The organism is Lacisediminihabitans sp. (genome assembly GCF_043726815.1).
In the GTDB taxonomy this organism is placed as follows: domain Bacteria; phylum Actinomycetota; class Actinomycetes; order Actinomycetales; family Microbacteriaceae; genus Lacisediminihabitans.
Window position 1 is genome coordinate 1 of the sequence record NZ_JAYSJZ010000022.1, and the last position, 10,716, is coordinate 10,716.

Consider the following 10,716-nt stretch of genomic DNA (forward strand, 5'->3'; position numbering starts at 1 on the left):
GCCTCCAGGGCCTCGGAGAGCTCATCAAGAACGCCCAGGGCACCTTCAACGCGAACGGAGTCTGGGCCGCGATGGTCATCATGGGCATCATCGCGCTCATCGCCGAATACTTCATCACCCGACTCGAGAACCGCCTGCTGCGCTGGCGTCCGCCGCAGCTGAGCGGCCCGGAGCTCTAACCCATCCCCTCACAGCACCACACAACAAGGAGAGTCCAATGAAGGAAAATCCCAGCACCACACGCCGAGCGCTCGTGCTCGCAACCGCGGCCATCGCCGTAGTGATCGGAGTGGCGGGCTGCAGCTCGGCCACGACGGCCACCGCCCCCAAGGCCGGCGCGACGAGCGACTCCGCGAATGGCAACGTCTCGATCATGGTCGGCGGCCTGAACAAGCAGATCTACCTGCCGTTCATGCTCGCCCAGCAGCTCGGCTACTACAAGGAGCAGGGCCTCACCGTCACGCTCTCCGACGAACCGGCCGGGGTGGATGCCACGACCAACATGCTCGCCGGAAAGGTCGACGGGGTGGGCGGCTTCTACGACCACACGATCGACCTCGCCGGCCTCGGCCAGCAGGTCGAATCCGTGGTGAACATGCTCGTGACGCCCGGCGAGGTCGAGCTGTGCCGCAGCGACCTCAAGGGCCAGATCAAGTCGCCGGCCGACTGGTCGGGCCGCAACCTCGGCATCACCGACCTCGGCTCGTCCACCGACTTCCTCACCCAGTACCTGGCGAAGAAGAACGGTGTCGACCCGACGACGATCCATCGCCTCGGCGTGCAGTCGGGAGCCACCCTCATCGGCACCATGCAGCACAAGAACGTCGACTGCGCGATGACCACGGAACCGACGGTCTCCCAGCTGATGGCGACGGGAGGAGCGTACATCCTGCTCGACATGCGCAGCTCCAAGGGCACGTCGGCGGCGCTGGGCGGGGAGTACCCGGCCACCTCGCTGTACATGAAGTCGTCGTGGGTGAAGCAGAACCCGGTGACCGTGCAGAAGCTCGTGAACGCCTACGTGAAGACGCTCAAGTACATTCAGGCCAACGACGGAGCCACCATCGTGGAGAAGATCCCCGCGGACTACTACGCGGGAGCGGGCAAGGCCGCGTGGATCACGGCCTTCGACTCGGAGAAGGGCATCTACAACCCGACGGGGATCATGCCGCCGAACGGACCGCCGACCAACCTCAAGGTGCTCTCGGCGTTCAATAAGGACGTGCAGGGCAAGTCGATCGACGTGCACAAGACCTACACGGACCAGTTCGTGACGGCTGCCAAGTAGGGGCAGCTCCCCGGAATGACAATGGCGTGACCGGCATCCGGTCACGCCATTGTCGTGTGGCGATGCCTATTCGCGCACGGTCGCGCCGAATCGCTGCGCGGCTGTTGCTGCCCCCGCGAGTTTGGCGTCGCTCGCCTCGGCAGCCGTGAGGGTTCGATCCGGGGCCCGGAAACGCAGGGCGAGCGTGACCGACTTGGATCCGGCGGCAACACCGGAGCCGCGGTAGTCGTCGACGAGCCTGGCGTCCTCGAGCAGGTCACCCGCACCGTCGACGACGGCGGAAAGAACCTCTCCCGCCGGCACCTCGACGGGCACCACGAGCGACAGGTCCTGGGTCGCCGCCGGGAAGCTGGAGATGCTCACCGGAACCACCTCTCGCGCCGAGAGCTCGATGAGCAGTTCGAGGTTGACCTCGAGCACGGCGGTGACCCTCGGCAGGTCGAGCTCGTCGGCGAGGGCCGGCAGCAGCTCGCCCGCGAAACCGACAGCCTGGTCCGCCACGACGAGCTCGGCGGTGCGGCCCGGATGCATCGCGTGATGCGCCCCCTGGCGAATGGTGAGGGCCGCGTCGACGGAGGCCGCGAGCTGTCTCGCCGCGTCCAGGGCATCCGCGATGCCGCGGGGCACCGCCGGCTGGCCCGGCTGGTGCACGACCGCCGCACCCACGAACAGGGCGGCGACGTGCAGCGGCTGGGGCGGGATGCTCTCGAACAGTTCGCCCAGCTCCGTGAGTGACGGGCGCACGATTCCCGAGGGAAGCGGGCCACTCACGTACGACCTGCCGGCCTCCGGGCGGAACACGGAGCCGATCTCGTAGAGCGCGAGGTCGGTGAGTCCCCGGGACAGGTTGCGGTGGGCGACCTCGATGAGCCCCGGCAGGAGCGAGGTGCGCAGAAAGGGCGACTCGGCATCGAGCGGGTTGAGCAGGCGGATCGCCGGCACCGGGCCCTCGACGGCCGAACCGAAGGTGGCGTTGGTCGCGCTCGTGACGAAGGGGTAGGAGAGCACCTCGGTGAGGCCGTTGGCGGCCAGCACCTGGGCCGCCGCACGACGCAGGCGCTGCGATCGCGACAGTCCTCGCCCGGGAGGAGCGGTCGGGAGCACGGCAGGGATGCGGTCGTAGCCGACGATGCGGGCGACCTCCTCCACGAGGGTCGCCTTGTCCGTCAGGTCGGGACGCCAGCTCGGCGGGGTGACCGACAGAGCGCCCAACGCGCGCTCGATGGTCGCCCCGATGTCGGTGAGCGCCGCGACGATCTCGTCGTCGCTGTAGTCGGCGCCGACGAGAGCCTCGACGTAGCCGTCGGGAAGTTCGATCGGCTCCGCGGGCACGGCCACGTTCCAGCGCGAACCGAGGGTGTCGGCGTGACCACCCGTGAGGCTCTCGAGCAGCTCCACGACCCGGGCCGCCGCGGCATCCGCGATCGCCGGGTCCACGCCACGCTCGAAGCGCTTCGACGCCTCGCTCGGCAGGCGGTGGCGGCGTGCGGAGCGCGCGATCGACACCGGGTCGAAGTTGGCGGCCTCCACGAGCACGTTCACGGTCGTCGCGCCGATCTCGGTCGACGCACCGCCCATGACACCGGCGAGGCCGATCGGTCCGGAGTCGTCGGTGATGAGGAGGTCCTCGGCGTGCAGGGTGCGGCGCTGGCCGTCCAGAGTCTCGAGGATCTCTCCCGGCACGGCGCGGCGCACGGTGATGCCCCCGCTCAGCGCGTCGAGGTCGTAGCCGTGAGTCGGCTGCCCGAGTTCGAGCATCACGTAGTTGGTGATGTCGACGACCACGGAGATGGAGCGGATGCCGGCGAGCTTGAGCCGGGCGACGAGCCAGGCCGGCGAGGGGCTGCCGGCGTCGATCCCGCGCACGACGCGGGTGACGAAGACGGACGCGCCGGTGCGACCGCGCACCGGGGACCGGTCGTCGATGGTCACCGGGAAGCCGGAGGCCGGAGCGTGCTGGAGCGAGGGGGCCAGGGCCGGATCGCGGAACTCCGCCCCGGTGGCGTGCGCGTACTCCCGGGCGATGCCGCGGATCGAGAAGGCGTAGCCCCGGTCGGGCGTGACGTTGACCTCTATGGCCCAGTCGTCGAGCCCGAGGAGGGAGATCGCGTCTGCGCCGACCTCGGGGTCGAGGCCGAGGGAGGCGAGCCGCAGGATGCCGTCGTGCTCCTCGCCGAGGCCGAGTTCGCGCGCGGAGGCGATCATCCCGTCGGAGACGTGGCCGTAGGTCTTGCGGGCCGAGATGGGGAACGGGCCCGGAAGGGTCGCGCCCGGCAGAGACACGACGACCTTGTCGCCGGTGACGAAGTTGTGGGCTCCGCAGACGATGCCTCGCGGCTCCGCCTCGCCCACATCCACCTGGCACCAGTTGATGGTCTTGCCGTTCGACTGCGGCTCCGGCGTGAACTCGAGCACCTGGCCGACCACGATCGGTCCGCTCACCTCGAAGCCGTGAACGTCTTCCTCTTCGAAGCCGACGCTCACGAGCGCGGCGTGCAGGTGTTCCGGGGTCGCGTCGAGGGGCACATCCACGAACTCGCGCAGCCAGCTGATGGGGACTCTCATCAGACCACCATCCCGAACTGCTGGCTGAACCGCACGTCGCCTTCGACCATGTCGCGCATGTCGGCGAGGTTGTTGCGGAACATCAGGGTGCGCTCGATGCCCATGCCGAAGGCGAAGCCCTGGTACTCGTCCGGGTCGATGCCGGCCGCCCGAAGCACGTTCCGGTTGACCATTCCGCATCCGCCCCACTCGATCCAGCGTGCGCCGCCCTTGGCGCCCGGCTGCCAGACGTCCATCTCGGCGCTCGGCTCGGTGAACGGGAAGTAGTTGGGGCGAAGGCGGATCTTCGCCTCCGCGCCGAACATGATGCGGGCGAAGTGCTCGAGGGTGCCGCGAAGGTGGGCCATGGTGAGGCCCTTGTCGATGGCGATGCCCTCCACCTGGTGGAACACCGGGGTGTGCGTGGCGTCGAGCTCGTCGGTGCGGAACACCTTGCCGGGCGAGATCACGTAGAGCGGCAGTTCCCGGGTGAGCAGCGATCGGATCTGCACCGGGCTGGTTTGGGTGCGCAGCACGAGGTGCGAGTCGAGCGGATCGACGAAGAAGGTGTCCTGCATGGCCCGCGCCGGGTGGTCCTCGTCGAAGTTGAGCGCGTCGAAGTTGAACCACTCGTTCTCGAGCTCCGGACCCTCCGCGATCTCCCAGCCCATGCCGATGAACACGTCGCCGATGGTCTCCTGCAGCAGGGTGAGCGGATGCCGTGCGCCGGCGGTCCTGCGCGAGGGCACGGCCGTGACATCCACGGCCTCGGCGGCGAGACGGGCGGTCTCCTCCGCGACGAACAGCTCGGCCTCGCGGGCGGCGAACGCCTGCGTGACCTGGCCACGCGCCTGTCCGACGAGCTTGCCGGCCGCGGCCTTCTGGTCATTCGGCACGTCGCGCAGCATCCCGCCCAGTCGGGCGAGCACTGACGACTCCCCCGTGTGCTCGGTTCGGGCGGAGCGGAGGGATGCCGAGTCGGTGGCGGCGGCGAGGGCCGCGAGGGCGGCCTCCACGGCGGCGGCGACCGACTCGTCGGTGATGTTCAGGGGGTCAGGCACGGTTCACAAGTTTAGCGAGGAATCCGGGCCGCACCGCCCCACCCCGGCGTCGCGCAAGCCGCCTGGCGAACGCCGACAGGGACAGGTTGATGGCGAGGTAGATCACGAGGGTCACGAGGAACAGGGAGAGGAGGTAGCGGTTGCCGTAGAAGCTCGCCATCTGGTTCATGGTCGTGCGGATGAGCTCGTTGTAGCCCACGATGAAGCCGAGGCTGGTGTCCTTGAGCAGCACGACCAGCTGGGCGACGATCACCGGCAGCATCTGCCGGAACGCCTGCGGAAACTCGATGAAGGTCTTCGCCTGCAGCCGCGTCAGGCCGAGGCTGAGCCCGGCCTCGCGCTGGCCGAGTGGCAGGGAGGCGATCCCGGCCCGCAGGATCTCCCCGATGATCGCGCCGTTGTACAGGCCGAGCGCGAGCACGACGGCCCAGAACGAGCCGAACGAGCTCGCCAGCAGGATGAACAGCATGAGGAGCAGCACCGGCATGCCGCGGAAGAACTCGAGGACCACGGTGGTCGGCACCCGAACCCAGGCGTGCACGGAGGTGCGCAGGGTCGAGAAGCCGATGCCGATGGCGAGGGCCAGAACGGCCGCCAGCGCGGCCGCCTGCAGGGTCGCCAGCACGCCCTGCCCGATGCCGCGCCAGACGCGCGGGTCCGCGAAGATGTCCCACCGGCTGGGGTCGAATGAGCCGGGGAGCGTGATGCCGGAAGACGTGCGGGGTGCGGCGAGCGTGACGATCACCCAGACCACGACGGCCGCCACGACCACGAGGGCGACGATCGAGAAGATCAGCGACCGGCGCCGCGCCTTCGGGCCGGGAGCGTCAAAGAGCACCGAGGAACTCATCGCTGCACCACCCATCTCTTCTCCAGTCGTGCCGAGAGCACACCGAGCGGGATCGTGATCACGAGGTAGAAGAAGGCGACCCCGAGCAGGATCGGGATGATGTTGTCCCCGTTCGCGTTCGCGAGCTTCTTGCCCACCGTGAACAGTTCGGCGACGAAGAATCCGCCGGCCACCGACGTGTTCTTGGCCAGGGCGACGAGCACGTTGACCAGCGGCGGGATCACCATGCGGAACGCCTGCGGAAAGATCACGAGTGTGAGCGACTGGCCGAACCCCATTCCGAGGCTGCGGGCGGCCTCCGCCTGCCCGATCGGCACCCCGTTGACGCCGGAGCGCAGCGCCTCGGCCACGAACGGCGAGGTGTAGAGGGTGAGTCCGACGCAGGCCGCGACGAAGTAGGGAAGGGTCGTGCCGAGGTAGGGAAGGATGATCGCGCAGAAGAACAGCACGAGAGTGAGCGGGGTGTTGCGCAACGCCTCGGTGTAGACCGCCGCCGCGCCGCTGAGGCCGGGCACCGGCGAGATGCGCAGCGCGGCCACGAGGGTGCCGAGCACGAGGGCCCCCGCTCCCGCGATCGCGAAGAGCGACAGCGTGAGCCCGAAGCCCTCGAGGTATGACGGCAGGTTTTCGATCACGGCATTCACGGGTTCACTCCCCTCGGTTCGGTCTGGCTGGGACGGCGCGCGGCCGGCCGCCCGTCGGGACAGCCGGCCACGTGGCTCGGCTAGTAGTTGTCGACGGCAGGCGGCGCGACGTAGGGAAGCGTCTTGCCTGCGGTGTCTTCCCACGCCTTCTTGTAGCTGCCGTCCTTGTAGGACTTGGTCAGCACCGAGTTGATGTAGGTGCGGAACGCCTTGTCGTCGAGCCCCAGCCCGATGCCGTACGGCTCCTTCGTGAACGGCTTTCCGACGACCTTGAACTCGCCCTCGTTCTGCGCCGCGAGCCCGGCGAGGATCACGTTGTCCGTGCTGACCGCGACGGCCGCGCCCGAGCGGAGCGGCTCCAGGCAGTTCGAGTAGATGTCGGTGAGCAGCGGCTTGGCGCCGATCTCCGCGAGCTTCGCCGCCGGTGTCGATCCGGTGACGGAACAGACCGACTTGCCCACGAGATCCTTCTCGGACTTGATCTTCTTGTTGTCTGCCTTCACCAGGATCGACTGGCCGGCCGCGTAGTACGGCCCGGCGAACGACACCACCCTCTTGCGAAGGTCATTGATCGTGTAGGTGGCGATCACGAGGTCGACCTCCCCGGACTGGATGAACGGCTCGCGGTTGGCGGAGATGGTCTCCTTCCACTGAATGTTCTCGGGCTTGATACCGAGGCTCGCGGCGATCAGCGTGCCCATCTCCACGTCGAAACCGACCGGTCCGTCCGGCCCCTTGAGTCCGAAACCGGGCTGGTCGAACTTGGTGCCGATGGTGATCTTGCCCGCCTTGGCCAGCTTCTCCATGGTCGAGCCCGCCGCGAAGGTGGGCGCTGCCTTCGGTGAAGCGGCCGAATCTGCTCCGCCGCCGGAGCAGCCGGCGAGCATCAGCATGGCCGACGCCGCGAGGGCGACGATCGTGAGGGTCTTCTTCATGGGGTAGTGCCTCTCATTGGCGCTGCATGGTCGTGCGTGTCCACCGGGGGTGGGCCGCTCTGGTCGAACGAGACCTAATGCGCGAGAACCTTGGACAGGAAGTCCTGGGCCCGCGGCGATTGCGGGTCGGTGAAGAACTTCTCGGGAGTCGCTTCCTCCTCGATCTTCCCGTCGGCCATGAAGAGCACCCGGTCGGCGGCCTTGCGGGCGAACCCCATCTCGTGGGTCACGACGAGCATGGTCATGCCGTCCTTCGCCAGGCCGACCATCACATCCAGGACCTCGTTGATCATCTCGGGGTCGAGGGCGCTCGTCGGCTCGTCGAGAAGGATGAGCTTGGGCTCCATGGCGAGCGAGCGGGCGATCGCGACCCGCTGTTGCTGGCCGCCGGAGAGTTGGGCGGGCATCTTGCCGGCCTGGTTCGCGACCCCCACCCGGTCGAGCATCTCCATGCCGCGGGACTCGGCGTCCTTCTTCGACAGCCGGCGCACCTTCATCGGCGCGAGGGTCACGTTCTCGAGGATCGTCTTGTGCGCGAAGAGGTTGAACGACTGGAAGACCATGCCGACGTCGGCGCGCAACCTGGCCAGTTCGGCGCCCTCCGACGGGAGCACCTTGCCGTCGATGGTGATGGTGCCGGAGTCGATGGTCTCGAGGCGGTTGATCGCCCGGCAGAGGGTGGACTTGCCGGAGCCGCTCGGCCCGATCACGACCACGACCTCGCCCTTGGCGACGGTCGTCGAGATGTCCTTGAGCACGTGCAGGTCGCCGAAATGTTTGTTGATCCGGTCTACGACAACGAGAGGCCCCATGCCCCAAGCCAACCACACCCCCGTTCGGGGGCCGACCACTCGGTGCACTCCGGACCGTCGGGAAGCGCGGAATACCCCGCGAATCCGGGCCCTACGGGGTCAGGCGCGCTGCGCGAACGCGCTCTCGTAGAGGCACACCGAGGCGGCCGTGGCGAGATTCATCGACTCCGCGTGCCCGTAGATCGGCACGGTGATGGCGCGATCGGCGAGGGCGAAATGCTCGTCGGTGAGGCCGCGGGCCTCGTTGCCGAACAGCCAGGCGGTGGGCGCGGCGAGCGTGCCGTCTCGGCGCGCCTCGAGCAGGTCCTCGCCCTTCACATCGGCGGCGAGCACCGTCAGGCCTGCCTCGCGAGCCCGCTCGAGCACCGACTCGAGCTCGGCACCGACCGCCACGGGGAGGTGGAAGATCGACCCCGTCGAGGCGCGAACGACCTTCGGATTGTAGAGATCGACGCTGCGACCGGTGAAGATCACGCCGTCCGCCCCCGCGGCATCCGCTGCCCGGATGATCGTGCCGGCGTTGCCCGGGTCGCGAACCTCCTCGAGGATGGCGATGAGCTTGGGCTCGGAACGCAGGATGTCTTTGACCGAGGTGGGGAACTGGTGGCAGACGGCCACGATTCCCTGGGGAGTCACCGTGTCGGCCATCGCCTCGAGCACCTGTTCGGTGACGAATTCGACGTCGACGCCGGCATCCACCGCGGCCTGGGCGATGTCCGTGTAGCGCTCGATCGCGGTCGGCGTCGCGTAGAGCTCGACCACGAGTTGCGGGCGGAAGGTCATCGCCTCGGCGACCGCCTGAGGGCCCTCGAGCAGGAAGAGTCCGGTCGCGGCGCGCGCCTCCCGCTTGGCGAGCTTGGCGACGCTTCTGACACGGGGCGAACGCGGGTTATCGAGCACGGGACGATTCTATTCCGGCAACGGCATGGAACGCCGGTTCACGCGGGCTCGGCGCGGAACAGCGAAAGGCCCGGGCACTTGAGGTGCCCGGGCCTTCTGCAGCAGACGTGTCTGGACGGTGACGCTTAAGCCGCGGAGACCTTCGGAGCGGAGGTGTCGGCCGGCAGTGCGGCCTTCGCGGTGGCGACGATCGCCGCAAACGTCGCGGGGTCGGTCACCGCGAGGTCGGCGAGGATGCGGCGGTCGACTCCGACGCCGGCCAGGTTCAGTCCCTGGATCAGGCGGTTGTAGGTCAGTCCGTTCGCACGCGACGCGGCGTTGATGCGCTGGATCCACAGGCGGCGGAAGTCACCCTTGCGCGCACGACGGTCGCGGTACGAGTACACGAACGAGTGGATGAGCTGTTCCTTGGCCTTGCGGTACAGGCGCGAGCGCTGTCCACGGTAGCCCTTGGCGCGCTCGAGGATGACCCGGCGCTTCTTGTGGGCGTTGACGGCCCTCTTTACTCTTGCCATTTCCTAAATCCTTTATTCTCTTCGGCGATGTTGATCGGCGTTACATGCCGAGTAGCTTTTTGATGGCCTTGACGTTGGCCGGGGCAATCACCTGGTCCTGGTTCAGGCGGCGCTTGCGCTGGCCCGACTTCGACTCCAGGTTGTGCCGCATGCCGGCCTGCTGCTTCATGATCTTTCCGCTGCCGGTGACCTTGAATCGCTTCTTGGTCCCCGAGTGGGTCTTCTGCTTGGGCATTTCTCTCCTTATTCGTGCAACCCGACGGACTAGTCCGTCGTCACATCTGCTGGTGCAGTCTTGGGGGCAACGGCCCGCGGCTTCGGAATCGAGCCCGGCGTTGGCGTGGGGCGCGGAGCCGAGGGGACGGCTCGCGGCGTGGGTGGCTTCGCCTCGGTGGCTGCCGGCTTCGCCGGGGCCGCCTTGGCGGGTGCGGCGGGTGCCGCAGCCGCGACCGGCGCGGCCGGAGCAGCCTTGGCCACCGGAGCCGCCGCGGGAGCGGCCTTCGCCACGGGAGCGGCCTTCGGCGCGACGGCGGCAGCCTTCGGCTCCTCGACGGGCACGACCTCGACCGGAGCCTCGACCACGGGAGCGGCCACCGGCGGGTTCGCCGCGGCATCCGTCGCAGCCTTGACCAACTCCGGCGGAAGGGCGGGGAGCTCGGCGCTGGCGGGACGCTCGGCGCGTTCCGGCTTCGACTTCGCGATCTTCGCGTCGTGCTCCGCCTTCACCTCGGCCTTCGTCTTGAGCGGACCGATCACCATGACCATGTTGCGGCCATCGATGGTCGGCGTCGACTCGACGGTGCCGAACTCGGACACGTCTTCAGCGAAGCGCTGGAGCAGACGCACTCCCTGCTCGGGGCGCGACTGCTCGCGGCCGCGGAACAGGATCATGGCCTTCACCTTGTCGCCGCCCTGGAGGAATCCCTCTGCACGCTTGCGCTTGGTCTCGTAGTCGTGAACGTCGATCTTGAGTCGGAAACGGACCTCCTTGAGGATCGTGTTCGACTGGTTGCGCTTGGCCTCTTTCGCCTTCTGCGCGGTTTCGTACTTGAACTTGCCGAAATCCATGATCTTGGCAACGGGAGGCTTGGAATTGGGAGCAACCTCAACCAAATCCAGGTCTGCCTCCTGGGCAAGACGAATGGCGTCTTCAATGCGCACTACACC

General features: G+C 68.1%; 11 protein-coding genes. 1 reads left to right on the plus strand and 10 read right to left on the minus strand.

The genetic code is table 11. From position 1 onward, the window contains the following. Nucleotides 1–217: 217 nt before the first annotated feature. Entirely contained in the window at nt 218–1,288 is a 1,071-nt protein-coding gene (locus ACHZD8_RS02240) for an ABC transporter substrate-binding protein (RefSeq protein ID WP_394768494.1), read from the plus strand. A 66-nt stretch (nt 1,289–1,354) separates the two neighbouring features. Here ACHZD8_RS02240 and pheT read toward each other — a convergent pair whose 3' ends face one another. The 10 genes from pheT to infC form a co-directional block, all read right to left on the minus strand. Then, a complete protein-coding gene (gene pheT, locus ACHZD8_RS02245) occupies nt 1,355–3,853 on the minus strand; it encodes a phenylalanine--tRNA ligase subunit beta (protein ID WP_394768496.1) in 2,499 nt (832 codons plus the stop codon). Next, nucleotides 3,853–4,893, minus strand: a complete 1,041-nt coding sequence (gene pheS / locus ACHZD8_RS02250) for a phenylalanine--tRNA ligase subunit alpha (protein ID WP_394768497.1) — start codon at nt 4,891–4,893, stop codon at nt 3,853–3,855. The genes pheT and pheS overlap by 1 nt, the downstream gene beginning before the upstream one ends. Next, nucleotides 4,886–5,743, minus strand: coding sequence for an ABC transporter permease subunit (locus ACHZD8_RS02255; RefSeq protein ID WP_394768498.1), 858 nt, complete (start codon nt 5,741–5,743; stop codon nt 4,886–4,888). Before ACHZD8_RS02255 ends, pheS begins: the two co-directional genes overlap by 8 nt. Continuing rightward, nucleotides 5,740–6,387, minus strand: a complete 648-nt coding sequence (locus ACHZD8_RS02260; RefSeq protein ID WP_394768499.1) for an amino acid ABC transporter permease — start codon at nt 6,385–6,387, stop codon at nt 5,740–5,742. Before ACHZD8_RS02260 ends, ACHZD8_RS02255 begins: the two co-directional genes overlap by 4 nt. 80 nt (nt 6,388–6,467) lie before the next feature. Further along, nucleotides 6,468–7,322: a glutamate ABC transporter substrate-binding protein gene (locus ACHZD8_RS02265; RefSeq protein WP_394768500.1), complete on the minus strand. Its 855-nt coding sequence runs from the start codon at nt 7,320–7,322 to the stop codon at nt 6,468–6,470. A 74-nt stretch (nt 7,323–7,396) separates the two neighbouring features. Continuing rightward, nucleotides 7,397–8,134, minus strand: a complete 738-nt coding sequence (locus ACHZD8_RS02270) for an amino acid ABC transporter ATP-binding protein (protein WP_394768501.1) — start codon at nt 8,132–8,134, stop codon at nt 7,397–7,399. A 99-nt stretch (nt 8,135–8,233) separates the two neighbouring features. Next, the gene (locus tag ACHZD8_RS02275; protein WP_394768502.1) at nt 8,234–9,034 is read right to left on the minus strand and encodes a TrmH family RNA methyltransferase; all 801 of its coding nucleotides are present in this window, start codon (nt 9,032–9,034) and stop codon (nt 8,234–8,236) included. Nucleotides 9,035–9,159: 125 nt separating this feature from the next. After that, nucleotides 9,160–9,549, minus strand: coding sequence for a 50S ribosomal protein L20 (gene rplT / locus ACHZD8_RS02280; RefSeq protein WP_147783139.1), 390 nt, complete (start codon nt 9,547–9,549; stop codon nt 9,160–9,162). A gap of 40 nt (nt 9,550–9,589) precedes the next feature. After that, nucleotides 9,590–9,784 (minus strand): 50S ribosomal protein L35, encoded by a 195-nt coding sequence (rpmI, locus tag ACHZD8_RS02285; protein WP_147783138.1) that lies wholly within the window; start codon nt 9,782–9,784, stop codon nt 9,590–9,592. Nucleotides 9,785–9,813: 29 nt separating this feature from the next. Next, nucleotides 9,814–10,716: translation initiation factor IF-3 (infC, locus tag ACHZD8_RS02290; RefSeq protein ID WP_394768503.1), on the minus strand; the 903-nt coding region annotated here is incomplete at its 5' end.